At 71.9% G+C, this 25,067-nt stretch carries 29 protein-coding genes; 20 read left to right on the forward strand and 9 right to left on the reverse strand.

Annotated elements, in window-relative coordinates:
• Window positions 1–48 precede the first annotated feature (48 nt).
• The 11 genes from NS184_RS00330 to NS184_RS00380 all read left to right on the forward strand — a co-directional run bounded on the left by NS184_RS00330 (window position 49) and on the right by NS184_RS00380 (window position 9,340).
• Entirely contained in the window at window positions 49–960 is a 912-nt protein-coding gene (locus tag NS184_RS00330) for a metal ABC transporter solute-binding protein, Zn/Mn family (protein ID WP_058724159.1), read from the forward strand.
• Window positions 957–1,832, forward strand: a complete 876-nt coding sequence (locus NS184_RS00335) for a metal ABC transporter ATP-binding protein (protein ID WP_058724160.1) — start codon at window positions 957–959, stop codon at window positions 1,830–1,832. The genes NS184_RS00330 and NS184_RS00335 overlap by 4 nt, the downstream gene beginning before the upstream one ends.
• Window positions 1,832–2,785, forward strand: a complete 954-nt coding sequence (locus NS184_RS00340; RefSeq protein ID WP_242862924.1) for a metal ABC transporter permease — start codon at window positions 1,832–1,834, stop codon at window positions 2,783–2,785. The genes NS184_RS00335 and NS184_RS00340 overlap by 1 nt, the downstream gene beginning before the upstream one ends.
• Window positions 2,782–3,195: a Fur family transcriptional regulator gene (locus tag NS184_RS00345; protein WP_083513324.1), complete on the forward strand. Its 414-nt coding sequence runs from the start codon at window positions 2,782–2,784 to the stop codon at window positions 3,193–3,195. The genes NS184_RS00340 and NS184_RS00345 overlap by 4 nt, the downstream gene beginning before the upstream one ends.
• 10 nt (window positions 3,196–3,205) lie before the next feature.
• Complete coding sequence (locus tag NS184_RS00350; protein WP_058724161.1) at window positions 3,206–3,901, forward strand: alpha/beta fold hydrolase; 696 nt, start codon at window positions 3,206–3,208, stop codon at window positions 3,899–3,901.
• Window positions 3,902–4,407: 506 nt separating this feature from the next.
• Window positions 4,408–4,644, forward strand: a complete 237-nt coding sequence (rpmB, locus tag NS184_RS00355) for a 50S ribosomal protein L28 (RefSeq protein ID WP_022903747.1) — start codon at window positions 4,408–4,410, stop codon at window positions 4,642–4,644.
• Window positions 4,644–4,814, forward strand: a complete 171-nt coding sequence (gene rpmG / locus NS184_RS00360) for a 50S ribosomal protein L33 (protein ID WP_022903746.1) — start codon at window positions 4,644–4,646, stop codon at window positions 4,812–4,814. Before rpmB ends, rpmG begins: the two co-directional genes overlap by 1 nt.
• 2 nt (window positions 4,815–4,816) lie before the next feature.
• Window positions 4,817–5,122: a 30S ribosomal protein S14 gene (rpsN, locus tag NS184_RS00365; RefSeq protein WP_022903745.1), complete on the forward strand. Its 306-nt coding sequence runs from the start codon at window positions 4,817–4,819 to the stop codon at window positions 5,120–5,122.
• Between the two features lie 316 nt (window positions 5,123–5,438).
• Window positions 5,439–5,726: an HU family DNA-binding protein gene (locus NS184_RS00370; RefSeq protein ID WP_022903744.1), complete on the forward strand. Its 288-nt coding sequence runs from the start codon at window positions 5,439–5,441 to the stop codon at window positions 5,724–5,726.
• Between the two features lie 141 nt (window positions 5,727–5,867).
• Window positions 5,868–8,039: a cytochrome c oxidase assembly protein gene (locus NS184_RS00375; protein WP_058724162.1), complete on the forward strand. Its 2,172-nt coding sequence runs from the start codon at window positions 5,868–5,870 to the stop codon at window positions 8,037–8,039.
• Entirely contained in the window at window positions 8,036–9,340 is a 1,305-nt protein-coding gene (locus NS184_RS00380; protein WP_058724163.1) for an ATP-dependent DNA helicase, read from the forward strand. The genes NS184_RS00375 and NS184_RS00380 overlap by 4 nt, the downstream gene beginning before the upstream one ends.
• Window positions 9,341–9,560: 220 nt before the next feature.
• Here the strand turns inward: NS184_RS00380 and NS184_RS18100 are convergent, their stop codons facing one another.
• The gene (locus tag NS184_RS18100; protein WP_193750353.1) at window positions 9,561–10,043 is read right to left on the reverse strand and encodes a DUF4383 domain-containing protein; all 483 of its coding nucleotides are present in this window, start codon (window positions 10,041–10,043) and stop codon (window positions 9,561–9,563) included.
• A 310-nt stretch (window positions 10,044–10,353) separates the two neighbouring features.
• Here NS184_RS18100 and NS184_RS18105 point away from each other — a divergent pair, with 310 nt between their 5' ends.
• The 5 genes from NS184_RS18105 to NS184_RS00410 all read left to right on the forward strand — a co-directional run bounded on the left by NS184_RS18105 (window position 10,354) and on the right by NS184_RS00410 (window position 14,065).
• Window positions 10,354–11,133, forward strand: coding sequence for a phosphatase PAP2 family protein (locus NS184_RS18105; protein ID WP_193750354.1), 780 nt, complete (start codon window positions 10,354–10,356; stop codon window positions 11,131–11,133).
• Window positions 11,134–11,258: 125 nt separating this feature from the next.
• Window positions 11,259–11,939, forward strand: a complete 681-nt coding sequence (locus NS184_RS00395; protein WP_058724166.1) for a hypothetical protein — start codon at window positions 11,259–11,261, stop codon at window positions 11,937–11,939.
• Window positions 11,940–11,968: 29 nt separating this feature from the next.
• On the forward strand, window positions 11,969–12,379 hold the full coding sequence (locus tag NS184_RS00400; protein WP_058724167.1) for a hypothetical protein: 411 nt from the start codon (window positions 11,969–11,971) through the stop codon (window positions 12,377–12,379).
• Window positions 12,380–12,471: 92 nt separating this feature from the next.
• The gene (locus NS184_RS00405; RefSeq protein ID WP_058724168.1) at window positions 12,472–12,756 is read left to right on the forward strand and encodes a DUF4436 family protein; all 285 of its coding nucleotides are present in this window, start codon (window positions 12,472–12,474) and stop codon (window positions 12,754–12,756) included.
• 169 nt (window positions 12,757–12,925) lie between these two features.
• Complete coding sequence (locus NS184_RS00410) at window positions 12,926–14,065, forward strand: CE1758 family FMN-dependent luciferase-like monooxygenase (protein ID WP_058724169.1); 1,140 nt, start codon at window positions 12,926–12,928, stop codon at window positions 14,063–14,065.
• Window positions 14,066–14,209: 144 nt separating this feature from the next.
• Here NS184_RS00410 and NS184_RS00415 read toward each other — a convergent pair whose 3' ends face one another.
• Both NS184_RS00415 and NS184_RS00420 read right to left on the reverse strand, forming a co-directional pair.
• Complete coding sequence (locus NS184_RS00415; protein ID WP_058724170.1) at window positions 14,210–14,569, reverse strand: DMT family transporter; 360 nt, start codon at window positions 14,567–14,569, stop codon at window positions 14,210–14,212.
• Between the two features lies 1 nt (window position 14,570).
• Entirely contained in the window at window positions 14,571–14,885 is a 315-nt protein-coding gene (locus NS184_RS00420; protein ID WP_058724171.1) for a DMT family transporter, read from the reverse strand.
• Between the two features lie 70 nt (window positions 14,886–14,955).
• Here NS184_RS00420 and NS184_RS00425 point away from each other — a divergent pair, with 70 nt between their 5' ends.
• Genes NS184_RS00425 through NS184_RS00440 form a run of 4 tightly spaced genes read left to right on the forward strand, consistent with a single transcriptional unit; the run spans window position 14,956 to window position 18,841 of the window.
• Complete coding sequence (locus NS184_RS00425; RefSeq protein WP_242862925.1) at window positions 14,956–15,534, forward strand: TetR/AcrR family transcriptional regulator; 579 nt, start codon at window positions 14,956–14,958, stop codon at window positions 15,532–15,534.
• Window positions 15,535–15,572: 38 nt separating this feature from the next.
• Window positions 15,573–16,595, forward strand: coding sequence for a permease (locus NS184_RS00430; RefSeq protein ID WP_242862926.1), 1,023 nt, complete (start codon window positions 15,573–15,575; stop codon window positions 16,593–16,595).
• Window positions 16,582–17,442, forward strand: coding sequence for a TIGR03943 family putative permease subunit (locus NS184_RS00435; protein ID WP_058724172.1), 861 nt, complete (start codon window positions 16,582–16,584; stop codon window positions 17,440–17,442). Before NS184_RS00430 ends, NS184_RS00435 begins: the two co-directional genes overlap by 14 nt.
• Complete coding sequence (locus NS184_RS00440; RefSeq protein WP_152997977.1) at window positions 17,423–18,841, forward strand: hypothetical protein; 1,419 nt, start codon at window positions 17,423–17,425, stop codon at window positions 18,839–18,841. Before NS184_RS00435 ends, NS184_RS00440 begins: the two co-directional genes overlap by 20 nt.
• On the opposite strand, the gene NS184_RS00445 is transcribed toward NS184_RS00440, so the two are convergent.
• The 6 genes from NS184_RS00445 to NS184_RS00470 all read right to left on the reverse strand — a co-directional run bounded on the left by NS184_RS00445 (window position 18,838) and on the right by NS184_RS00470 (window position 25,041).
• Complete coding sequence (locus NS184_RS00445) at window positions 18,838–19,800, reverse strand: helix-turn-helix transcriptional regulator (protein ID WP_152997978.1); 963 nt, start codon at window positions 19,798–19,800, stop codon at window positions 18,838–18,840. The genes NS184_RS00440 and NS184_RS00445 overlap by 4 nt on opposite strands.
• 168 nt (window positions 19,801–19,968) lie before the next feature.
• Window positions 19,969–21,015, reverse strand: a complete 1,047-nt coding sequence (locus NS184_RS00450) for an NAD(P)-dependent alcohol dehydrogenase (RefSeq protein ID WP_058724175.1) — start codon at window positions 21,013–21,015, stop codon at window positions 19,969–19,971.
• Window positions 21,016–21,212: 197 nt separating this feature from the next.
• A complete protein-coding gene (locus tag NS184_RS00455; RefSeq protein WP_058724176.1) occupies window positions 21,213–22,232 on the reverse strand; it encodes a glycerate kinase family protein in 1,020 nt (339 codons plus the stop codon).
• A 62-nt stretch (window positions 22,233–22,294) separates the two neighbouring features.
• Entirely contained in the window at window positions 22,295–23,404 is a 1,110-nt protein-coding gene (locus tag NS184_RS00460; RefSeq protein ID WP_058724177.1) for an FAD-dependent oxidoreductase, read from the reverse strand.
• Between the two features lie 153 nt (window positions 23,405–23,557).
• Window positions 23,558–24,445 carry a hypothetical protein gene (locus NS184_RS00465; protein WP_058724178.1) on the reverse strand — a complete coding sequence of 296 codons (888 nt, stop codon included), beginning with the start codon at window positions 24,443–24,445 and terminating at the stop codon, window positions 23,558–23,560.
• Entirely contained in the window at window positions 24,442–25,041 is a 600-nt protein-coding gene (locus NS184_RS00470) for an RNA polymerase sigma factor (protein ID WP_083513327.1), read from the reverse strand. Before NS184_RS00470 ends, NS184_RS00465 begins: the two co-directional genes overlap by 4 nt.
• Window positions 25,042–25,067: the final 26 nt, after the last annotated feature.

Here is a 25,067-nt window from a genome sequence, read left to right on the forward strand (position 1 = left end):
CGCGACTGATTTTGACAACCGTTATCAAGAAGCAGTAACGTCATCGACATGCAGCAGCGTCTCCTCGCCCTCCCGCTCATCGCCGGCGCAGCCGCGCTCGCCCTGTCGGGCTGCGCGACCAGTTCGGCCTCGAGCAACGGGAGTCCGGACGGCACCATCCGGGTGGTCGCGTCGACCAACGTCTACGGCTCGCTCGTCGAGGCCGTCGGCGGCGACGACGTGTCGGTGACGAGCATCCTGGACGACCCCTCGCAGGACCCGCACTCGTTCGAGTCGAGCGCCAAGACACAGCTCGCGGTGTCCAAGGCCGACCTCCTCATCGAGAACGGCGGAGGCTACGACGACTTCATGACCACGCTCGCGGACGCCTCGAACACCAAGGCCGACACGATCAACGTGGTGAAGCTCTCCGGCCTCGACAAGGGTGGCGACACCGAGTTCAACGAGCACGTGTTCTACGACTACCCGACGATGGTGAAGCTCGTGGACGACGTCGCGACCCGCCTGGGCGACCTCGACAGCTCGGCCGCGAGCACGTTCGAGGCGAACGCGAAGACCCTCACCGGCAAGCTCGAGCAGCTCGAGTCGCAGACGGCGTCGCTCAAGACGCAGTACGACGGCGAGAAGGTGGCGTACACCGAGCCGGTCCCGGGCTACCTCTTCGATGCGATGGGGCTCGACAACGTCACCCCGGAGAAGTTCTCGGAGGCGATCGAGGAGGGCGACGACGTCCCCCCGGCCGCCCTCAACGACACCCTCGAGCTGTTCAGCAGCAAGACCGTGAAGCTCCTCGCCTACAACGAGCAGACGTCGAGCCCGGAGACCGAACAGGTCAAGAAGGCGGCCGACCAGGCCGGTGTGCCGGTGGTCGGTGTCACGGAGACGCTCCCGAAGGGGGATGATTACGTCTCGTGGCAGCAGGCGAACATCGACGCGGTGAAGGCGGCGCTGGCGAAGTGACCGTCGCGACACCCGAACGGACCGCCGCTGCACCGCGCAGTGGCGGTCCTGCCGTGCTCGCGCTCCGCGACGCCGCACTCTCCTACGGCGCGCGGAAGCTCTGGGACGGACTCGACCTCGACGTCGCGCCGGGGGAGTTCGTCGCGGTGCTCGGACCGAACGGTGCGGGCAAGACCTCGCTGCTGCGGACCGTCCTCGGCCAGCAGGCGCTGACGAGCGGCAGCATGTCGTTCCTCGGGCAGCGCGTCCGCCGCGGTCACCGGCGAATCGGGTACATCCCGCAGCAGCGGCTCATGGAGGCCGGCACCCCGCTCCGCGCGCGGGACATGGTCGCGCAGGGCGTCACGGGCCACCGGTGGGGCATCCGTCCGGCCTCGCGGACCGACCGTGCCCGGGTCGACCGGATCCTCGACGAGGTCGGGGCGACCGCGTTCGCCGACGCCCCGGTCGCCGAGCTCTCCGGCGGCGAGCAGCAGCGCACGCGCGTCGGGCAGGCGATCGCGGCCGACCCTGCGCTCCTGCTCTGCGACGAGCCGCTCATCTCGCTCGACCTGCGGCACCAGCGCGGCGTGACCGAGCTCATCGACCGCCAACGTCGGCAGCAGGGAGCCGCCGTCCTGTTCGTCACGCACGACGTCAACCCGATCCTCGACGTCGTCGACCGGGTGCTCTACATCGCCGGCGGCCGCTTCCGGATCGGTGCCCCGGACGAGGTGCTGCGCGCGGACGTGCTGAGCGACCTGTACGGCACGCCCGTCGACGTCGTGCGCACGATGGGACGCATCGTGATCGTCGGTGCGAACGAGGCTGCGCACGACCACCACTGCGACCCGGACCCGCACGCGCCGAACACGGACGAGGGGCGGATCTGATGGACGTGTGGTCGCAGGTCTTCTCCTTCCAGGACTACGGCGAGCTCCTCGTGCTCGTGCAGAACTCGATCTGGGCGGGCGCCGTGCTCGGGATCGTCGGCGGGCTCATCGGCCCGTTCGTCGTCGCCCGGAACATGCCGTTCGCGGTGCACGGCATCTCGGAGCTCTCGTTCGCCGGCGCCTCGGCGTCGCTGCTCCTCGGGGTCAACGTCGTCACGGGCTCCCTCGTCGGGTCGGTGATCGCCGCGCTGCTCATCGGCGTGCTCGGCTCACGGGCCCGCGAGCGCAACTCGATCATCGCCGTGCTCATGCCGTTCGGACTCGGGCTCGGCATCCTCTGCCTCGCGCTCTACAGGGGCCGCGCGGCGAACAAGTTCGGCCTGCTGACCGGGCAGATCGTCTCGGTGGACAATCCCCAGCTGACGTTCCTCATCGTCATCGCCGCGATCGTCGTCGCCACGCTGCTCGTCATCTGGCGACCGCTGATGTTCTCCTCGGTCGACCCCGACGTGGCGGCCGCCGCGGGGATCCCGGTGCGGACGCTCGCGATCGTGTTCATGCTCGCGCTCGGGCTCGCCACCGCGGTGTCGGTGCAGATCGTCGGGGCGCTGCTCGTGCTCTCGCTGCTCGTCACGCCGGCTGCCGCGGCGCTCCGCCTGAGCTCGCACCCGGTCGTCGTGCCGGTGCTGTCGACGGTGTTCGCCGTCACGAGCGTCGTCGGCGGCATCCTGCTCGCCCTCGGTGGCGGCCTGCCGATCAGCCCCTACGTGACGACCATCTCCTTCGCCATCTGGGTGGTGTGCCGCGTCGTCGGAGCGCGGAAGGACAAGCGTGGACGTGACCGCGTCGCACGACGCGAGCGGAGCGGCGGAGGCGATCCGGGCCTCCAGGCAGATGGTGCCGGAGCAGTAGATGGTGCCGGAGCAGCGACGAAGATCGGAGTCAGTGCGTGAACGCCGTGCAGAAGCCCAAGCGGAACACCTGGCAGCGTGAGGCCGTCCGCGGCGCACTCGACTCGACCGAGGGGTTCGTGAGCGCACAGGCGCTCCACCAGCACCTCCGGGAGGGCGGGTCCACGATCGGGCTCGCGACCGTCTACCGGGCGCTCGCCGACCTGGCGTCCGAGGGCGACGCGGACTCGCTGCAGCAGGACGGCGAGTCGCTCTACCGCGCCTGCACGACGGACAAGCACCACCATCACCTCATCTGCCGGAACTGCGGGCGTACCGTGGAGATCGAGGCGGATCCGGTCGAGCAGTGGGCACAGGAGGTCGCCGCGCAGCACGGCTTCACGAACGCGAGCCATGTCGTGGACATCTTCGGCGAGTGCGCAGCGTGCACCGCGGAGCGGTCGGGCGCGTAGCCTGCGCGGCATGCACGTGATCCTGGTACCCGGGTTCTGGCTCGACGCGAGTGCGTGGGACGACGTCGCTCCGGTGCTGGTCGAGGCCGGCCACTCGGTGCAGGCCGTGACCCGTGCGGGCGACTCGCTCGACGAGCAGGTGGCGTCGCTCGTCGCGGTGCTCGACGAGGTCGCGACGGCTGACGAGCCGGTCGTGCTCGCGGGCCACTCCGGCGCCGGGCCGGTCGCGTACATGGCGGCGGACCAGCGGCCAGCGCTCGTCGCGCACCTGCTCTACGTCGACACGTTCCCCGGCCCCGAGGGCGGCTGCGTGAACGACGAGCTGCCCGTGGTCGACGGGGCCGTGCCGCTGCCGTCGTGGGACGTCTGGGAGGCACCGACGCTCCGCGGGATGACCGACGAGGTGCGGGAGCGGTTCGAGCGCATCGCGATCCCCGAGCCGGCGTCCCTGCCCTCGGACCCGTTCCACTACTCGGACGCTGCTCGGCACACGATCCCCGCGACGGTGATCTCGTGTGAGATCCCGGCGACCGACCTCGCGCAGATGGTGAACGACCACCAGGCGTGGGCGGCCGAGCTCGTCGCGACGGAGGAGCTCACGATCGTGGGGCTCGAAACCGGGCACTGGCCGATGTTCACGGCGCCACGGGAGCTCGGCGAGCTCATGGTGCAGGCGCTCGCACCGAAGCCGACCGACGGACCGTAGGCGGGCCGCGGGCTCCGGCGGGAGCCGGGGGCTGCGCTGGGCTGAGGTCGGTCGCACGACGCGCCGCCAGCGTTCCACCGTGGTCGCACGAAGTGTCGCCCGGGCGGGACGTGAGCGGCACGTCCTGCGACCAACGCCGACCCACGAACGCCACCAGCCTTCGCCCTCCCCGCGCACGAGACGGACCGCAGCCGCGCGCGCCGGACCCGCACCGTGCCTCCAGGCCGACGCGGGCACGCCCGCACCACCCGTCCCGGCTTGCGACACGCCCGACGCTCGCGTAACGTTGTCCTCTGGTCCTCCGCGCCCGCGCGGAGAACAGCTCGTTCCAAGCCCTCCGACCGTCGCGAACGCCGCGGTCGCGCGGTGTCCGACGGCCCTTCGACAGGGTCAGCGGGCCTGGGCGGTGCGCACAACCCCCTCGCCGGTCCCCGGACCAGCGCGTGCGCACCAGGCAAGTGACCTTGGGTGCGGTCGTCCGACCGCACGGTACTCAGGAGGAAACCATGGCAGCAGTGTGCCAGGTGACCGGCGCCACCCCCGGCTTCGGTCACAACATCTCGCACTCGCACCGCCGGACGAAGCGCCGCTTCGACCCGAACGTGCAGAAGAAGACGTACTACGTGCCCTCGCTTCGTCGTAACGTCACGCTCACGCTCAGCGCAAAGGGCATCAAGGTGATCGACGCACGCGGCATCGAGTCCGTCGTGAAGGATCTCCTCGCCCGTGGGGAGAAGATCTGATGGCGAAAAAGGGTCAGGACATCCGTCCGATCATCAAGCTCCGCTCCACGGCGGGCACCGGGTTCACCTACGTGACCAAGAAGAACCGTCGCAACAACCCGGACCGTCTCGTGCTGAAGAAGTACGACCCGGTGGTCCGCAAGCACGTCGACTTCCGTGAGGAGCGCTAAGCATGGCGAAGAAGAGCAAGATCGCGAAGAACAACCAGCGCGCCGAGGTCATCGCGCGCTACGCCGAGCGTCGTCTCGAGCTGAAGAAGGCCCTCGTGGACCCGAACGGCACCGACGAGTCGCGTGAGGCTGCCCGCGTCGGCCTGCAGAAGCTCCCGCGCGACGCGTCGCCGGTGCGCTACCGCAACCGCGACGCCATCGACGGTCGCCCCCGTGGCCACCTCGGTGAGTACGGCATCAGCCGTGTCCGCTTCCGCGACATGGCCCACCGTGGCGAGCTCCCCGGCATCACGAAGAGCTCCTGGTAAGCATCCGCTTCCCGTCGGACGCCCCGTCACCCGTTGGTGGCGGGGCGTTCGTGTTCCCTCGGCGGGAGCCGGTGTCCCCCTCGGTGGGACGCCGGGTGTGCTCGGCCGGACCGCCGGGTTCGCTCGGCAGGGCCTGTGAGCGGGGTACACGGGTCGTCACATCGGCCACATCTGCCCCGTCAGACCCGCGACAGGCCCGGAAATCCGGGCGAGTCGGCCGGAAACGCCCTGGGTGGCTGGTAGGTTCGACCCCGGTTCCACGGGCATCGCGCCTGATGGCCCGACCGATACCGAAGAAGTCCGAGGAGGACATCCAATGGCTGACAAGTCCCTGAACCGTACCGAGCTCGTCGCTGCCGTCGCGCAGGAGTCCGGCCAGAGCCAGGCCACCGTGAACGGCGTCGTCGACGCGCTGTTCAGCGTCGTCTCGAGCTCGGTTGCCGACGGCACCAAGGTCACGATCCCCGGCTGGATCGCCTTCGAGAAGACCCACCGCGCCGCTCGCACGGGCCGCAACCCGCAGACGGGTGAGGCCATCGAGATCGCCGCGAGCGACTCGGTCAAGGTCAGCGCCGGCTCGAAGCTGAAGGCCGCTGTCAAGTAAGACGGTTCTGCTGGTGGGAGGGACGGCTGCGGCCGTCCCTTTCGCATGTCCGCCCCTCCACCGGCCTGGAGGCACGGATCACCGCCCACAGGTCGCCGCGGCGGATTCTGTGGCCGGGTGGGCAACGCCTAGGCTTGTCGGGTGAACCGGATCGCGCGCACCATCGGCCCCGCCGTGCTGCTGCTCGCCGCGTTCTTCTCCCTGTTGGTCGCGCTGGTGATCGGTGGGGGAGCGAACCCCGCGCTGATCGCCGACCCCGGCGCGGTCGTGCGCTTCGGACTGCCGATCGCGCGCGTCGTGGTCGACCTCGCCGCAGCGGCCACCATCGGCGGGCTCGCCCTGACGACGATCGGGCTCTCGCGCACCGCTCCGGAGTGGGACCGCGCGATCGACGTCGCTGCCGCCTCCGCCGGGCTCTGGACGGTGTCGAGCGTCGTCGCGACGTTCTTCACGTTCCTCAGCGTCGCGGGGTCGCAGGTCTCGCTCGACGAGCAGTTCGGGCAGTCGATGGGGGTGTTCCTCACCGGGACGGACCTCGGGCTCGCCTGGCTCGTGACGGTCCTCGTCGCCGCCTCGGTCACGGTGCTCTGCTTCGCCGTACGGGCGCGGGGCATGGTCGCCCTCACCGCCGGGGTCGCGATGATCGGCCTCGTCCCGCTCGCGCAGCAGGGGCACGCCGCCGGCACCGCGAGCCACGACGCCGCGGTCACCGCGCTCGGGCTGCACCTCGTCGGTGCTGCGCTGTGGGTCGGCGGACTCGTGATGGTCGTCCTCGTCCGCCCGGTCCTCGGCGGAGATCGGCTGCCGCTCGTCGTCGGCCGGTACTCGAGCATCGCGCTCGGGTGCTTCGTGCTCGTCGCGGTCTCCGGGACGGCATCGGCGCAGATCCGGGTCGGGACGTACCCGAACCTGCTCACGCCGTACGGCGTCCTCGTGCTCGTCAAGATCGCCGCCATCGTCGCGATGGGGCTCATCGGTGTGGTCCAGCGGCAGCGGACCATCCGCTCCCTGACCGTTCGGCCCGAGCGCAGCCGTGCGTTCTGGGCGCTCGTCGTGACCGAGCTCGCGGTCATGGGTGTCGCGTCCGGGTTCGCCGCGGCACTCGGCCGGACCGCCACCCCGACGGACCAGATCGCGCTGAGCAAGACGACCGACCCGACACCGGCCGAGCTGCTCACGGACGACCCGCTCCCGCACGCTCCGGGCGCATGGGGCTGGTTGGCGTCGTGGAACATCGACCTCTTGTGGCTCATGGCGGCCGTCCTGCTCGCCGCGACGTACGTGGCCGGGGTGGTCCGGCTGCGTCGACGCGGAGAATCCTGGCCCGTCCGACGCTCGATCGCTGCGGGCATCGCCGTCGTGTGCCTCGTGGTCGCGACCTCGGGGTCGCTCCACACCTACGACCGTTTCCTCGTCTCCGCGAACGTCGGCGCCCACGTGCTCCTCGGACTCGTCGTCCCGGCGCTCGCCTGGGCAGCCGCGCCCGTGCAGCTCGTCCGCGCGGCGGTCCACCCTCGTCGTGACGGCAGCACCGGCGTCCGGGAGTGGACCGACGTCCTCGTCGACAACGCCGTCGTCCGGTACCTCGTCCAGCCGTTCCCCGCGTTCCTCCTGCTCGCGGGCATCTGGTGGGCCTTCTTCGACAGCCAGGCGCTGCGGTGGTCCGTGAGCGACCCCACCGGACGCACGGTCATCGACGCGGTGTTCCTGCTCGTCGGGCTCGTCGCGGTGCCCGGGCTGCTGACCCCGGTCGCGGCGGGAGCACAGCGGGCGTCGTGGTCCGCGGCCGTCGTCCGGATCGTCGGCGGCATCGTGGTCGCGGCGGGTCTCGTCTCGCTCGGCATCGCGATGCAGGGGCCGCTCGGGCTCCTGCAGGCGTCGTGGTTCGGCGCGATGGGCCGGACGTGGGGGACCGAGCCGTCCGTCGACCAGGCGCGCGCCGGCACGGTGCTCGTCACGTCCGGGATCGCGGTCGTGGTGCTCGTCGTCGTGGTGGTGCTCGTGCGGCTGCGGCTGGACGCGGCTGTGACGGAGACCGGAGCGCCGACGGACGCCGGAGCCGAGGCATCGGTCGCGCCGGCTGACTCCTCGCTGTCGCGCACCGTGGCGGACGACGCGACTCGTGGTGTCGGAGGGCGACGTCCGTCTGCGGGTGCGACGTCCCGGGCTTCGGCTGTCCTGGACAGCGACCCCGACGACTTCGACGACGCGAGCGACGACAGCGAACCCGGTCACGCGCCCGGCGGGGGCGACGTGGCGGGGGCGACCCGGGCCTCCCGGCCGAGCAGCGGCCACGGGGCGGACGCGCCGTGACCGTCGAGCTCAGCGCCGAACAGCGCGCCGTCTTCGACTACATCGAGCACACCCGCGACCACGTCTTCATCACCGGACGCGCCGGGACGGGCAAGTCGACCCTCCTGAACCACCTGTCGTGGAACACCGAGAAGCAGGTCGTGATCTGCGCGCCGACCGGCGTCGCCGCGCTGAACGTGGGCGGCCAGACGATCCACTCGCTGTTCCGGTTGCCGATCGGTCTCATCGCCGATGCCGAGCTCCGGCAGGGACCGGACACCCGGAAGCTCCTCAACACGATCGACACCCTCGTGATCGACGAGGTCTCGATGGTGAACGCCGACCTGCTCGACGCCATGGACCGGTCGCTCCGCAAGGCCCGCGGGCGCCAGTTCGAGGCGTTCGGCGGCGTGCAGGTCGTCATGTTCGGCGACCCGTACCAGCTCCCGCCGGTGCCGGGCGACGGCGACGAGCGCGCGTACTTCACCGACCACTACCGGTCGATGTGGTTCTTCGACGCGAAGGTCTGGCTCGAGGCCGAGCTGCACATCGTCGAGCTCGCGACCGTGCACCGGCAGCGCGACGACGCCTTCGCGGCGATGCTCACCGCCGTGCGGCACGGTCGGGTGACCGCGGACATCGCCGGGCAGCTCAACACCGCGGGAGCACGGCCGGCGCCCGACGACGCGATCACGCTCGCGACGCGGAACGACACCGTGGCACGCATCAACAAGGCGGCGCTCGACCGGCTGCCCGGGAAGGTGAAGACCGCCCGGGCCGACGTCAACGGCGACTTCGGCGGGCGGAACTTCCCCGCGGACGAGGCCCTCGAGCTGAAGCCCGGGGCGCACGTGATGTTCCTCCGCAACGACCCCGACCAGCGCTGGGTGAACGGCACGCTCGGTGTCGTGACCACGATCCGCGACACGGTGTGGGTCGACGTCGACGGGGAGTCGTTCGAGGTCCAGCCGTCCGTGTGGGAGAAGTTCAAGTACTCCTACGACCCGGACAAGAAGGAGCTCAAGAAGGACACCGTGGGGGAGTTCCAGCAGTTCCCGCTCCGGCTGGCCTGGGCGGTGACGATCCACAAGTCGCAGGGCAGTACCTACGACCGCGCCGTGGTCGACCTCGGCAACCGGGTGTTCAGCGCCGGGCAGACGTACGTCGCGTTGTCGCGGCTGACCTCCCTCGAGGGGCTGTACCTGACCAGACCGTTGCGTCCGCAGGACATCATCGTGGACCTCGACGTCCGGCGGTTCATGTCCGAGGCGCCTCGCGTGGTCGCGACCGAGCTCGAGGCGCCGGAGCCGGCCGACGGCTGAGGCCGGTCCGGGCCGGTTCGGACGCCGGCGCCCGGTGCGGTCTGCGTTCGCGCCCCGCGCCCGGTGTGGTTCGCGTTCGCACAACCGAAGTCCGTCCGAACCACGTCGATCGGCGGCGCGGATCGTCGTTGGTCGTGCGCAGCCAGCGGTGGCCGTGCGCCCGGACGCGACGACGCCCCGCCGACCACGCGGGTCGACGGGGCGTCAGGAGCGCGGAGCGTCAGCCGTGGGCGGCCTCGGCACGCAGGGCGTCGAGGTCGTCGCGGTCGGCGCGGAGCGCGCGGAGGTTCTCGCGGTCGGCAGCGAGCGCGGTGAGGAGCAGCACGAAGCCGACGATCGCGTTGAAGCCGTTGTCGACCGCGTTCAAGGCGAACACGTTGGCCGAGGTGTTCATGAAGAGGAGGCCGTAGAGCGCGAGGACGAGCAGGACGACGCCGGCGAGGAGGTTCAGGTTGCGCGACCCGATCGTGGTCCCGAGGCCACCGATGAGCATCGCAGCGGCGAGGAGCGTCCAGACGAGGCACAGTGCCGGGTTCACGAGGAAGACGCCCCAGAGGTAGCCGCCCTCGTTGCCGAAGAAGGCGTGGCCGCCCTCACCCGCGAAGAAGAAGCCCAGGATGCCCCAGATCGCCAGGATCGCGCCGACGGTCAGGGCCAGGCCCCGGTTCGGAGAAGCGGTGATGCCCGGTTCCTTGACTGCCACTTCGGTCTCCTCCTCGTACACGGCGGGCGACGAGTACGCCAGCGCGTTGCCAGCAGGTCGTCGTTCCGCGGCGTTCCCAGCGTTCGACCTGCTCGTCAACGGTATCGTGTCGGACCCCGACCGACCGAATCGGGCGGCCTGCCCGCCTCCGTCCGCAGGACGCCCGCGGAAGCGGCCGACGAGCCGGACGACGGCTCCTGCCAGCAGCACCCCGAGGAGGACAAGACCGGTGACGCGAACACCTCTGCCAGGCCCCGTCGTCTCGCGGCGGGGACGGTGGGCGCTGCTCGCGGTTCTCGGGTTCGTGATCGTGCCTCTCGTGTACGCGGTCGCCGTCCTGACGCCGCTCGGCCAGCGGGCGGAGGACGCTGCGCTCGGCGGCGTCCGGGAGTCCGACCTGTTCGGGTCGGACACGGCACTCAACGTGATCTCGGTGCCGGTGATCCTGTTGCTCGTCGTCGTGATGGTCGCCGTCGCGTTCGCCCGGCGACGCCTGGCGGTGGGGCTCGGAGCCGGGGTCGTCGTGCTCGCGTCGGCAGCGACCTCGACGCTCGTCAAACATATCGCCGTGCGCCCGGAGATCGCCCAGTCGACGACGCCGAACTCGTTCCCGTCGGGGCACGCGACGATCGCCCTGGCCGCGCTGTTCGGTGTGCTCATGGTCACGCCCCGGCGGTTCCGGCCCGTCGTGACCCTCGTCGGCGCCGCCTACGCCGTCTTCGTCGCGAACCAGACGGTCGTGTACGGATGGCACCGGGTGAGCGACATCGTGGGGGCGAGCGCGATCGCCTTGTTCTGGGCGGCGTTCGTCCGGGCCGTCGGACCCGTCGTCGACCGCGGGGTCCGCGGCGACCGAGACGGTGCCGTGGGGCTCCGCCGGGTGGTGTCGGTCGTGCTCGTCGTCGCGGTCGGCGTCGCGCTCGCGGTGGCGATCGCGGCGCTCGTCGGCGCACTCGGTGGCGGAGCCCACGACCACGCGGCGATCCTCCTCGCCGGCAGGCTCGCCTCGAGTGCGAGCGTCGTCGCGGTCGTCGCGACCGTGTGGTTCGCGGACGGCATGCACCCGCGGCCCGTGCAGCAGTCCTCCTGACGGTCGTCCCCCGGGCGCCGCACGTCGGCAGTCCTTCTCCTGTTCCTCGTCGAACGGTGTCCACGAGCGTGCTGTCGCGCACGCCGGACAGCGTGCCGTCGCGCACGCCGGACAGAAGGAGGAACATGCACACACGCATCACGGGTGGCGCGATCATCGCCACGGTGCTCGTCGGAGGAGCACTCGTGGCGCCCACCGCCGCCTCAGCCGCCACCCAGGCCCCGGCCGTGTCGCAGGGCGCGGTCGTCCCGGCGGGACCGAGCATCACCGTCGACACGCCGTCGACCTTCACGCCGTACAGCAAGGTGACGATCGGGGGGACTGCGACGCCCCGATCGGACGTGTACCTCGACGTGCCCGGGATGCAGGTCTCGGTCCGGCTCCGCTCCGCCGCAGACGGCAGCTGGTCGTACGCGCTGCCGCGCGTCGCGTCCGGCAACCTCGGCGGCAACAGCGCCGTCGTCGTCACCCCGACGGGGCAGTACGCCGAGACGTCGTTCGCCCTGCGTGGAGCCTGGCCCGCCCCGGACCACCCGGAGGCCGCGTTCCGCCCGGTCGTCGTGACCACGGCGGAGCGCACCGGGCCGGGGTCCGCCCACGTCAGCGGTACGGCCACTCCCGGCGCCGTCGTGATCGTGCAGGCGCACGGTTGGGCCCAGGGTGTCGTCACCGCTGCAGCGGACGGGCAGTGGTCGGTCGACCTCGAGACCGCGACGTTGCCCGGCGAGGGCTCCTGGTGGACCACCTCGGTCTCCCAGATCCACGACGCCGGCCTGTCCGAGACCGACTTCGTCATCGCATCCTGACCGACCGTCGATCGAGAGGAACACTGATCATGCCCTTCACCACCACCACGCTCGCGAGCTCCGCGCTCGCCGTCGGGATCGCGTTCAGCGGTTCGACCGGGACTGCGCCGGGGGCCCCTGAGCCGCCGACCGTCACCGTGCCACCGACCTCCGTGACGGCGCCCGCCGCCGTCGAGGCCCCGACGATCGCCTCGCTCCTCGTCCCGACCAGCGGGTCCGGTCCGGTCGACGTCGTCGGTCGGGGCCTCCCCGGTGCGACGGTCGAGGTGACCTACCGCGGAGTGACCGTCTCGACGGTCGCCGGCGCCGAGGGCACACGCTTGGCCGGAGTCTGGACCACGCACCTGCCCGGCGGAGGAGCGTACGACTTCCGCGAGGTCCTGACGGCCGTGCAGATCGTGGACGGCGTCCGGTCGGCCCCGGTCACGTACGAGCCCTGAGCGACCGCGAGGCGGAGTGCTGTCGGACCCGACGGCACTCCGCCTCGTCGGAGTGCGGCCCTGGCCGGTCGACCCGACCGGCGCCGAGGGAGATGCCGCGCCACACCGCGCCGCGCCACACCGCGCCACGCCACACCGCGCCACACCGCGCCGGGCCACACCGCGCCGCGCCACACTGGCTGAGCGCGACCCTGCTCTCGTTCCCGGCACTGCGCTCGGCGATGCCGGGTGCGCCGCCGATCGGGAGGACGCTCGACTTCGTGTTCCTGTTCCCGTGCCCGGCCCTCGTGGCGATCATGTTCGTCTGGACGGGCGCCCACCTGCTGTGGCGCGAGTCGCGGGTGCTGCGGGTCCGCACGATCGAGGACGACGCCTGACCGAGTGGTTGCGACCCGGCGCGGCGCACTGACGTGCCGCGTCCGTCGGCCGGAGGACGGGACGTCTCCGGCGAGGAGCACCGGCGACTGGCGGGAATGTCCTGGCGTGCGGTACGTTGTACCCGGCAAGTCGATGCAAACGCATCGAAACAGCGAAGGGCAGCACACCATGCAGTTCGGGATCTTCACCGTCAGCGACGTCACGACCGACCCCACCACCGGGACGACCCCGGACGACACCCAGCGCGTCCGCGACATCCTCACGATCGCCGAACACGCCGACCAGGCCGGGCTCGACGTCTTCGCGACGGGTGAGCACCACAACCCGCCGTTCGTCGCGTCGAGCCCGACGACGATGCTCGGGTACCTCGCCGGGCGCACGAAGCACATCACGCTCTCGACGTCGACGACCCTCATCACGACGAACGACCCCGTGCGCATCGCCGAGGAGTACGCGATGCTCCAGGTCATCTCCGACGGTCGCATGGACCTCATGATGGGCCGCGGCAACACCGGCCCCGTCTACCCCTGGTTCGGGCAGGACATCCGCCAGGGCGTCAACCTCGCGATCGAGAACTACGCGCTCGTCCGCCAGCTCTGGGAGAACGACGTCGTCAACTGGCAGGGCAAGTTCCGTACTCCGCTGCAGGGCTTCACCTCGACACCGCGTCCGCTCGACGGCGTCCCGCCCTTCGTCTGGCACGGCTCGATCCGCACCCCGGAGATCGCCGAACAGGCCGCGTACTACGGCGACGGCTTCCTCCACAACAACATCTTCTGGCCGATCCAGCACACCGAGCAGATGGTGGGCCTCTACCGCCAGCGCTTCGAGCACTACGGGCACGGTCGCGCGGACCAGGCGATCGTCGGCCTCGGTGGGCAGTTCTTCGCGCGGAAGAACTCGCAGGACGCGATCGACGAGTTCCGCCCGTACTTCGACAACGCCCCGGTCTACGGTCACGGGCCCTCGATGGAGGACTTCACCACGCAGACCCCGCTCACGGTCGGCTCGCCCCAGCAGGTCATCGACCGGTACGCGACGATGAAGGACCACGTCGGGCACTACCAGCGCCAGCTGTTCCTCGTCGACCACGCCGGTCTGCCCCTGAAGACGGTCCTCGAGCAGATCGACATCCTCGCGGAGGACATCGTCCCGGAGCTGCGCAAGATCAACGACGAGGGGCGCCCGGCCGACGTGCCGTCCGACCCGCCGTCGCACGCGGACCGCGTGGCCGCGGCCATGGCCGCCGGTACGGCGGGCAGTGACCACGTCGCCGCGGAGGACGAGTGGACGGGCGCGTCCGTCTGATCGCGTGACCTCCTGACGGCCTGGAGGCGCGGTGCCAGCTGGCGCCGCGCCTCCAGGCCGTCGCCCGGTCGCGTCCCGTGACCGGCGCTCCCGGGTCCCGTGGTGAGCGACGGCTGTCGCGACGAGGAGCCCGAGAAGTGTCGCCTACGCCGAGTCCCGTGTCGCTCGGACCGAGTCGCTCGCCGGTCGCGCGGGCACGAGCTTCAAGCCCACGACGCAGCCGACGATGCCGGCGATGAAGAGCAGCCGGAGGAACGTCACCGGCTCCGCCCCCGTCACCATGCCCCAGAGCACGGTCAGGACGGCACCGGTCCCGGTCCACACCGCGTACGCCGTGCTGATCGGGATGTGCCGCAGGACGTACCCGAACGCTCCGAGGCTCACCGCGATCGTCGCCGCGAAGACCAGGCTCGGCCCGAGCCGCGTGAACCCGCGGCCCTCGCCGAGCGCGGTCGCCCACACGGTCTCGAGCGCGGCGCTGACGAACAGGACCACCCAGGCCACGTCAGCTCACCACCTTGAGGCCGACGACGCAGGCCACGAGCCCGAACACGAGGGCGAGTCGGCCGAAGGACGCGGCCTCCTGTCGACGGAGCACCGCCACGACGACGGTCAGCGACGCTCCGATCCCGACCCACACGGCGTAGGCCGTACCGACCGGGATGGCCGTCATGGCGTACGCGAGGCCCAGCATGCTGAGCGCCATGCCGGCGACGAAGACGATGGTCGGCACGACGCGCTTGAAGCCGTTCGACGCGCTCAGTGCGGTGGCCCAGACGGCTTCGAGCACGCCGGACAGCACCAACACGACCCACGTCATCAGTGCTCCCTCCGGATAGTCGCACAACTGTACGACAAAGAAGGTAGCACAGTCGTGCGAGCATGGCCCCGTGGCCAGGAGCATCGACGTCGGGGAGCGACGGCGCCTCGTGTCGGACGCCGCGGCTCGGGTACTGGCCCGCAACGGTCTCGGCGCGCTGAGCGTCCGGGGCGTGGCTGCCGAGGCCGGGCTGCCCCCGTCGACCGTCCGGTACGTGTTCCCCACGCAGGCGAGCGTCCGGACGCACGCGCTCGAGACCGTGTTCGATGCGACCACCCGCCGCGTCGACGCGGTGCCCGACACCTTGCCGGACCGCGAGCGAGCTCGCCGGATCCTGCTCGAGCTGCTGCCGCTCGACGAGGAGCGGCTCGTCGAGCTCGACGTGTACCTCGCCCTCGGCAACGCGGCCCTGACCGACCCGGAGCTCCGGCCGGCGCTCGACCGGGTCGTGTCCGACATGCAGGAGTGGACCGCACGCATCGTGCACCTGGTCGGGGTGCCCGAGGCCGAGCGGGCGTACGAGGCACGACGTCTCCACGCCCTCATCGACGGGCTCGCGATGCACGTCTCGCGACTGGCACCGGGGGAGTCCGCGGACTGGGCGATCGAGGTCCTCGACCGGCACCTCGACGGGCTCGCCGCGCGCTGACGAGCCGGCCGTCGTCGACGTCGCCTATCCTTGCGCAGGTGACGCGAGCGACCGCCACGGCCACGATCCCGGCCCCCACCCGGAGCCTCACCGGCCCGGGCCTCGTGCTGCTCGCCGTCGTCGTGCTCCTCGGCGTCCGGATCGTCTCGCCGAGCGTCGGGTCAGCCGGCCTGCCCGACGTCGTGCAGGACTTCCTGACGCTCGCGATCAGCGTCGTCGTCGAATCCCTGCCGTTCGTCGTGCTCGGCATCCTGCTGTCGATCGTCGTCGAGGTCTGGGTACCCGTCGGCGTGCTCGAACGGATCCTGCCGCAGCGTGCGGTTCCCCGTCGTGCGGTGATCTCCCTCATCGGGATGCTCTTCCCGGTGTGCGAGTGCGGCAACGTCCCCCTCGCGCGCGGCCTCATGCTGCGCGGGTTCACCCCCGCCGAAGCCGTCACGTTCCTGGTCGCCGCGCCGATCCTCAACCCGCTCGTCATCATCAGCACCGCGCAGGCGTTCGGGTGGTCCGGATGGATCCTCCCGGTGCGGATCGTCGGCGGGTTCGTCGTCGCGAACCTCGTGGGCTGGATCGTCGCCGCGCACCGACGCCCGGCCGACCTGCTCCTGCCCGCGTTCGAGGCCCGTTGCCGCGCGACCGTCGGGGCACCTCGCTCCCGGAACCGCTGGCGGGACAGCGCCGCGCAGTTCGGCGGTGAGACGGCGACGATGATGCCTGCCCTCTTCGTCGGCGCCGGACTGGCCGCGGCGATCCAGGTCGCCGTGCCCCGCTCGACGCTCGTCGCGATCGGTGCGAACCCCGTGCTCTCCGTCGGCGCGATGATGCTCCTGGCGATGACGGTGTCGCTCTGCTCGAACGTCGACGCCTTCTTCGCCCTGTCGTTCGCGTCGACGTTCCTGCCCGGGTCGATCACGGCGTTCCTCATCATCGGTCCGATCATCGACGTCAAGATGATCGCCCTCCTCCGCACGACGTTCCGCGCACGCTTCCTCGTGCTGCTCGCCGTCGTCTGCGTCCTGTTCGCCGCGACCGTCGGGTTGGTGATGAATGTCCTCGTCTGAGTCGACGGCGCCCGCCGCCCTGGGCCTCGGGTCCGTCCTCGCGGTCGCGCTGTGCACGCTCTGGCTGGCGCTGGTCGGGCACCTCGACCTCTACATCAACCCGCGGTACGCGGTCTTCACGATCGTGCTCGCCGCGCTCGCCGTGCCGGCGGCGGTCGCCGGGCTCGTCGTCGTCGCGCGCGGCCACGGGCACTCGCACGGCGACGAGGCGCCAGGCGGCGGCCACACGCACGACGACGAGGCGGCCGACGGTGCACGCACGACCGGGGGGACGGCAGCGCGAGCGCGCGACCGCGGCGGTCGGCCGGGAGGCGCGGGCCGCCGCACACGCGCCGTCCTCGGCTGGGCAGCGGCGGCCGTCACGGTCGGGGTCACCGTCGCCATGCTCGTCCTGCCGCCGACGACCCTGTCCGCCCGGACCGCGCAACAGCGGAGCGTCGACGCCGCCACCCTCTCGAACGCCACCGGCACGCAGGGTGTCGCGCTCCTCGGCAGCGACTCCGTGGACACGTCGGACTACGGCGTGAAGGACTGGGCCGCCCTCATCCGCCAGACCACCGACACGAGCGCCCTCGTCGGCAAGCGGGTGGAGCTCACGGGCTTCGTGGTCCCCGCCGGCGACGGCTCGTTCACGCTCACCCGCTTCGTGATCAGCTGCTGCGCGGTCGACGCCCAACCCGTCGGCCTCGGCGTCACCACGAGCGGCGCCGTCCCCGACGCCGACCGGTGGGTCACCGTGCGGGGGTCCCTCGTCGCCAACCCCGACCAGTCCGCCGCCGCCAGGATCGTCGTCAAGGCGTCCTCGGTCCGACAGATCGCGCAGCCGAGTGACCCCTACGAGTACTGACCACGACCGTCGCCCCCGCCGCGACCGCTTCCGCGCCCGGTACGTCGCCGTCACGGTGGTGCTCGTCGTCGTCGGCGCGCTCGCCGCGGTCGTCGGGTCGCAGCAGGGCCCGCGCCTGCGGGACGTCACGTACGACCCCACCGGGCTCGTGTCGAAGCCGGCGCAGCGCGTGATCCTCACGGCGAACCAGGCCCTGCAGCCGGTCCGGGCCGCGGACGTGCGGGTCCGGCCGGCGGCAGCGCACACGGTCACCTCGAGCGGCAACACGATCGCGGTGGAGTTCTCCGGTCCCCTGACGTACGACCGTTCCTACGAGATCGTCGTGGCCGGCGTCCGGGCTCCGGGGCAGTCCTCGACGGGGACCCTCCGCGCCGAGGTCCGGACCGGGAGCACCGACGTCCTCGCGCTCGTGCCCGCCGGGTCGGACGGCGGGAAGGACCGGATCGTCCGACGCTCGCTCGATGCCGGCGGCGCGACGACGGTGTACACCGACACCGGGATCACGGAGTTCGCACGCCTCGGTCGGTCGCTGGTCGTCGTGCGCGATGTCGGCCGGGGCGGGTCGGCCGTCGACGTCGTCCCGCTCAGCGGAGGGGTGCAGGACGACACCGTCCCGGTCGAACACCTCACGCTGCCGACCTCCGCCGGCCGGGTGACCGCCCTGCACGCCGCCGACGACGGCGCTTCGTTCGGTTTCGAGTACGCCGACACCTCGACGGGGCGTTCCGCGGACGTCGGGCTCTACGTGGTCGACATGACCGGGACGCACATGCCGACCGCGATCGCGGCCGACGGGAAGCCGACGACGGGTGCCGTGCCGATGACGGTCGGCCAGTGGGCGTACGTGCCCCGGACCGAGAGCGCCCTCGTCCGCACCAGCGGCGACGACCTCGTGCTCGTCGACATGAGCGGAGCGGCAGCAGCCGTCCGGCTCGGCAGCGCCACCACCCTGCACGGCTTCGTCGGCTCGGGCACCACGGCGGTCGTCGAGACCGGCACCGGCATCGAGTACCTCGACCTGACCGACGGCGCCCGGACACCGGTCGCCACCCCGGCGGGCAGCACCGATGCGCCGTACCTCGGCCGGATCGCGCCGCTCACCGACGCGACCTACCTGCGTGTGGTGGGCACCGTCCGTGCCGACGGGACGCTCGACCAGCGCATCCTCCGTGTCGAGGCGACCCGCGCCTCCCGGCTGGCGGTGACGCTGCCCGCCGATGCGGGCGTCACGGCGGTGTGCCCCTCCCCGAACGGGCAGTTCGCCGCCGTCGTCACCCGGTCGGCCACCAGCGAACTGGTCAGCATCGTCGATGCGACATCCGGCGCGCTCGAGGCGAGCGTCGAGGCGTCCACGGTCGACTGGTGCGGTGCGCTCCCGACGGGCGACGAGGTCGGTTAGCGCCGCCGGAGGGTGTTCTTCGGGTACTCGCCGAAGCGATGCAGGAACTCGCTCGAGAACCTGCCCATGTGGCTGAAACCCCACCGCCGCGCGATGTCGGCGACCGTGGTCTCCTCGGGCGTGGAACGGAGCAGGTCCTCGTGTGCGCGGCGCAGCCGGACCTCGCGGAGGTACTGCATCGGCGTGCGGTCGAGCGCGCGTTGGAAGGACTCCTGCAGGCCACGGACGCTGAGGTCCGCGGCGCGCGCGATGTCCGACACCGTCAGCGGCAGGGCGGCGTGCCCGTGGATGTACTCGACCGCTGCCCGCACCCGCCGGTTGCTCCTGGCGCTGAAGTGGTCGGGCAGCTTCGGTGCCTGGAAGCGGTAGAGCCCGAGGAGTGCCCGGGCGACCCCGCGCTGTGCCTCGTGCCAGGCGAGCGACTCCGGCCCGCCGTCGCGGAACGCGCTCACGGAACCGGAGACCGCCCGTTGCCACTGCCGGATCGCGGCCGCGTCCGGTTCGACCCCGCGCTGGAAGCCGAGCGTGCCGTCGACGAGGTACTGCTCGGCCGCCACGTCGAGCACGAGGTCGCGGCTCAGGTGCACGAGCCGCTGGTCCCAGTCGCGGTACTCCACGTCGAAGCGCTGCTCGATCGGGAAGATCACCGGGACGCCGTGTCGCATGGGGGTCGCGTCACGGTGCGTGTCGACGGTCGCGGTTCCGGAGTCGATCCACTGGACGACGACCTCACCCTCGACGGCGACGTCGCCGCGGAGGTAGCCGTGCATCTGCGAGCGCCTGATGCTCATGCGGTCGTCGCCGATGCCGGCGTACCGGTACCAGTAGTCGTCGTCGATGTGGGCCGAGTACCACTGCTTGCCGGCGTACATCCCGGCGAGGTCGCGGATCGCGGAGTCCGTGTCGCTGCCGGCCACGGACACGAGTGCCGAGGTGGTGGGGGTGCAGGTGGTGGACATCACCCCACTGTCCTCGCGGTGGACCGCTCCGTCGACCTCCCTGCGTGCCGCGGATGACCGCGGCGCGGTCTGCGGATGATCGCGCGGCGCGTCGCGTCCGGCTCGACCAGGCGGAGGGACGGGAGGCGCGCGGCGAGCCCGCCACGCGCCTCCCGTCCCTCGCTCGTGTCAGGCGAGCGTGGCCGCGTCGATCACGAATCGGTAGCGGACGTCCGACGACAGGACGCGCTCGTAGGCCTCGTTGATCTGGTCGGCGCTGATGAGCTCGGTCTCCGGCAGGATGCCCTTCTCGGCGCAGAAGTCCAGCATCTCCTGGGTCTCGCGGATGCCGCCGATCGCCGACCCCGCCCAGCTCAGGCGCCGCGGGATGAGGGCGAACGCCGGGACCTCGAGCGGCTCCGACGGCGCACCGACGTTCACCATCGTGCCGTCGACCTTGAGGAGCCCGAGGTAGGACGCCATCGGGATCTTCGCCGACACCGTGTTGATGATGAGCTCGAACGAGTTCGCGAGCTCGTCGAACGTCTCCGGGTCCTTCGTCGCGTAGTGGGCCGTCGCGCCGTAGCGGAGCGAGTCCTCCTGCTTCGACGTGGTCTGCGACAGGACGGTGACCTCGGCGCCGAGCGCGACCGCGATCTTCACGGCCATGTGGCCGAGGCCGCCCATGCCGATCACGGCGACCTTCGAGCCGGGGCCGACGCCCCAGTGGTGCAGCGGCGAGTAGGTCGTGATGCCGGCGCAGAGCAGCGGTGCGACCTTCTCGATGTCGAGCGACTCGGGCACGCGGAGCACGAAGTCCTCGTTCACGACGATGGCCTGCGAGTAGCCGCCCTGCGTGATGCTGCCGTCGGCCGGGTCGACGCCCGCGTAGGTCTGGATGTTGCCCTTCAGGCAGTACTGCTCCTCGCCCTTGACGCAGTTCTCGCACTCGCCGCAGGAGTTCACCATGCAGCCGACGCCGACGCGGTCGCCGACCTGGTGCTTCGTGACGGCGTCGCCGACCGCGGAGACGTGGCCGACGATCTCGTGACCGACGACCTGCGGGTACTGGATCTCGCCCCACTCACCACGGACGGTGTGGATGTCCGAGTGGCAGATGCCGGCGTAGGCGATGTCGATCTCGACGTCGTTCGGGCCGAGGTCGCGGCGGGTGATGGTGGTCTTGACGAGCGGCTCCGTGGCGGACGGTGCTGCGTAGGCGTTGACGGTGCGCAATGGTCTCCTCGTGGGGTGGGTCGATTGCTGAGGGGGCCGGTTCCGGTCCCTCGGGAACGGGGCCGTCTCCGGTCCCGCGGCAACGGGGACGCGTTCGGCCCCGGACCAGTGTGCTCCTGCGTGCTGCGGGCAGCGTGGTACCGGTGGGGTACCCCTCCTGTGCGCCCCTTCAGACCATCCGGGCGCGTCGCCGGTGCTCAGGCCATCCGGGCGAGGCGGGTGCCGGCGATCGTCGCGAACCGGAGCGGGTCGCGGAGCGCGTCGTCCGGCTCGCCCGTCGTCTGCGTCGCGATCACGGTCAGCGAGGCGGCGGCGGCGAAGGCGACCAGCGGTGCCTCGATCGCCCCGGCGACGAGCATCGCCCGAGCGCCCGGTGCGTGCCGCCCGACGAGTTCGTGCACGACCGAGACCACCTTGCCCGCCGCGCTCTGCCCGTCGAAGCGCCCCTCGCCCGTGACCACGACGTCGGCGCCGTCGAGCAGCTCCGGCAGGCCGAGGACCTCGGCGACCCCGTCCGCGCCGCGCACGAGCGTCGCACCCCACACGAGGAGCCCGAACCCGACGCCACCGGCGGCACCGGCCCCGGGGGTCGCCGGGTCGACGTGGGGGAAGTGTGCGGCGAACGCGGACAGCCGGGCGTCGAACTCGGCCACGCGCTCGGGGACGATGCCCTTCTGGGGCCCGAAGACCGCGGCGGCACCGGTCGGCCCGACGAGCGGCGAGGTGACGTCGGTGAGGACCGTCACACCGTCACGGGGGAGCGGGCGGTCGGCGAGGACGTCGAGCACCGAGGCGCCCCCGTCGGTCGAGGCGCTGCCCCCGATGCCGAGCACGAGCCCCGTCACGCCCGCGTCGAGCGCCGCGGCGATCGCCTCGCCGAAGCCCCGCGAGGTCGCCGTGTCGGGAAGCAGTCTGCCGCCGAGCAACGGCAGGCCGCTCGTCGCCGCGAGCTCGACCACCCCGCGTCCGTCGGGGAGGAGCAGCCACGCGGCCTCGATCGGCGTGCCAGCGGGCCCGGTGACGGTCACGGGCTGTCGGACGGCCCCGGGGATCGCGGAGGCGAACGCGTCGAGTGTGCCCTCACCACCGTCCGCCATCGGCACGAGGACGAGGTCGTCGTCCGGCCGCTCGGTCCGCCAGCCGTCGGCGATCGCCGCAGCCACGGACGCCGCGGTCGCGGTGCCCTTGAACGAGTCCGGAGCCACCACGATGCGCACCCGACCACCGTAGTGGGACGGGCCCGGTCGTCGCGCTCCGGTTCCGATCTGCCGCGTCGCGGTCAGCGGACCAGCGCGAACCGCGGGTGCGGAGCGCCGCCGAGGGCCAGGTCCGCGAGCATCTCGCCCAGCAGCGGCGCGAACTTGAACCCGTGCCCTGAGAACCCGGTCGCGACGGTGAGCGGCCCGCGGCGGTCGATGACGAAGTCCTCGTCGGGCGTCGTGTCGTAGAGGCAGCTGATGAAGGTCGGCCTCGAGGCGTCGACGCCGGGGACGTACCGCGCGACGTACGCCTGCAGGCGCTCGGCCTCCGCGGGCACCGGCGTGGAATCACGGTGGTCGGGGTCGACGACCGGCCCCGTCCCGTGGAAGCCCACCTTCACGCCCTCGCCCGGGGTCAGGAGGCCGTACACGTCGTCGCCCTCCGCCCAGTGCACGAAGCTCGGCCACGCCGCGTCCGGCAGGTGGCTGGGGAAGTGGGCCGGCTGCTCCTGGGTGACGCGGACGGCCGGGAGGCGCGCCCCGCGTCGTTCGAGCAGGTCACCGACCAGGGTGGGGGCCCAGGACCCCGTGGCCGCGATCACCGATCGAGTCCGCATCCGCGCTCCGTCGCTCGTCGAGACCGTCAGCTCGTCCCCGTGGTCCTCGATGCCCGTGACCCGGGTGTCGAAGCGGAAGTCCGCCAGGCTGGTGGCCTCGGCCAGCGACAGGAACACCTCGATCGCCTCGGCCGACCGGATGCGTCCGGCGCTGGCGTGCGCGAGGACGTGCCCCTCGAACGCGATGCCGGGCCAGCGCTCGCCCGCCTGCTCCGGGGTCAGCATCTCGTGTGGGATGCCCGCGTCGGTCAGCGCCGCAGCGATGGCGTCGACCACCTCCGGTCGACCGTGGTCGACCGCGCCGGTCCGGTCGAGGAGCCGCTTGCCCGTCCGCGTCTCGAGTGCGTCCCAGAGCGCGAGCGCCCGGGTCGTCAGTGCCACGTACTCGGCATCGGAGTAGCCCTGCCGGAAGATGCGCGTGGCTCCGTGGGACGAGCCCCGGTCGTGCCCGCGGCCGTGCTGCTCGACGAGGACGACGTGCTCGCCGCGGGCGGTGAGGGCGGACGCCGTCGCCGCTCCGACGACCCCGCCGCCGATGACGATGTGGACCGGTGCGGGCTCGTGGGCGGGCATGGGGCGAGCGTAGTGCGACTCCGTCCGAGGCCGCACGTCCGGGACGGCGCGAGCGGGGCACCTGACTGCGGTGCCGTACCTCGGGATCGTCGCCGCGCTCGCCCGGCGGGGCTGGGCGAGCGCGGGCGTTGGCTGACCCGGGGCCGTCCTCGATCAGCCCGCCGTGGGGGACGGCTCGTCGGGCTCCGGGTGCTCTGCCTGCCAGAGGGCGTCGACGTCCGCGAACTCTCGCGGGAAGCACTGCGTGTCGAAGACGTCGGTGTCGGTCGACGGCGGCGAGACGGAGTACCACGGGCCCGCACCACGGCCGGCCGAGTTCCACGTCCCGTCTGCGTACCAGAGCAGGGGGACGTCACCGATCGGCTGGCCGGCCTGCGCCTGGCACGCGGCGAGCCGGTTGAACGCGGTCCGGTACTCGTCGAGCGTGACGACCCCGTCCGCGGTCTCCGCCTGCTGCTGCGCCGACGCTGCCGCGATCCGCGGGGACCTCGCCCACGAGACCCAGAGCGCGTACCGGTCGGCATCGCCCGCCGCGACCGTCACGGTGGCGTCACCGGAAGTCGGCACCGGCGCCGTTCCCCAGCCGATCCGGTCGGCAGCAGCGTCACCGCGGCCGCAGACCGCTCCCACGACGGGCTCACCGCCGACCTCGACCGACGGTGCGTCACCGTCGGTGCAGGCCCACGCCACCACGACACGGTCGGCCCCGGCCGGGCGGTGCGCGAGCGTGCTGCTCGAGTCCCCGTGGGCGGTCCGGAAGGTCGGTGTCCCGAGCACGGCGCCGTGGTTCACCTCCTCGACCATGTACCTCGCCGTGGTGGACAGCATCGTCTCCACCGCGGCGTCGGGGTCGTTGCCGGGGAGCGCCGCCGCGGTGAGTCCACCGGTGAGTGCACCGCCGACGAGGAACGCCGCGACGACCGCGACGACCGTTCCTCGCGTCGGTCGGCGACGGGGACCAAGAGTCGTCCTGGTCGAGGAGACCTCGCTGACGAGCGCGTCGCGCATCGCGGTCAGGCGGGGAGAGATGTCGTCCTTCACAGTGCGCCTCCGAGGGATTCTGCCGTGCGTGTGTACCGCTGGTGGAGTCGGGCCTTGGCCCGGTGGAGTCGGGACTTGACCGTCCCCGGTGGCACGCCGAGTGCGGCGGCCGCCTCGCGTTCGGTGAGGCCCTCGATGACGCAGAGCGTGAGGACCCGCTGATCAGCCAGGGCGAGCCCCCGCATCGCGGACAGGGCGTCGCCGTCGGTGAAGTGGTCGGCCGGGTCGGGGGCCGGGTCGTCGACCGGGAACCGCGCGAGGAACCGGCGGTGCCTCGTGCTCGCCCGCGTGACGTTGTGCGCCGTGTTCGTCGCGGTCACGAGCAACCACGGCAGCAGCGAGTCGTCGACGAACCGCACGGTGTCACGGCGTCGCCAAGCCTCGAGGAACGTGACGGCGACGACGTCGTCCGCGTCCGTGGGCGTGGGGACGAGTCGGATCGCGTGGCGACGGAGCCGTGGTGCGTGTCGGTCGAAGACTCGCCCGAACGCGTGTCCGTCCCCGGCGACGCTCAGCGCCCAGTCGGCCCGGTCACCGTCGGCCCGGTCCCCGTCGGCCCGGTCCCCGTCGGCCCGGTCCCCCGTTGTCTGCTTCATGTCTCGTAGTGTCCGCAGGTCGTCGA

Origin of the sequence: Curtobacterium luteum, assembly GCF_001475545.1 — a bacterium.
GTDB lineage: Bacteria > Actinomycetota > Actinomycetes > Actinomycetales > Microbacteriaceae > Curtobacterium > Curtobacterium luteum_A.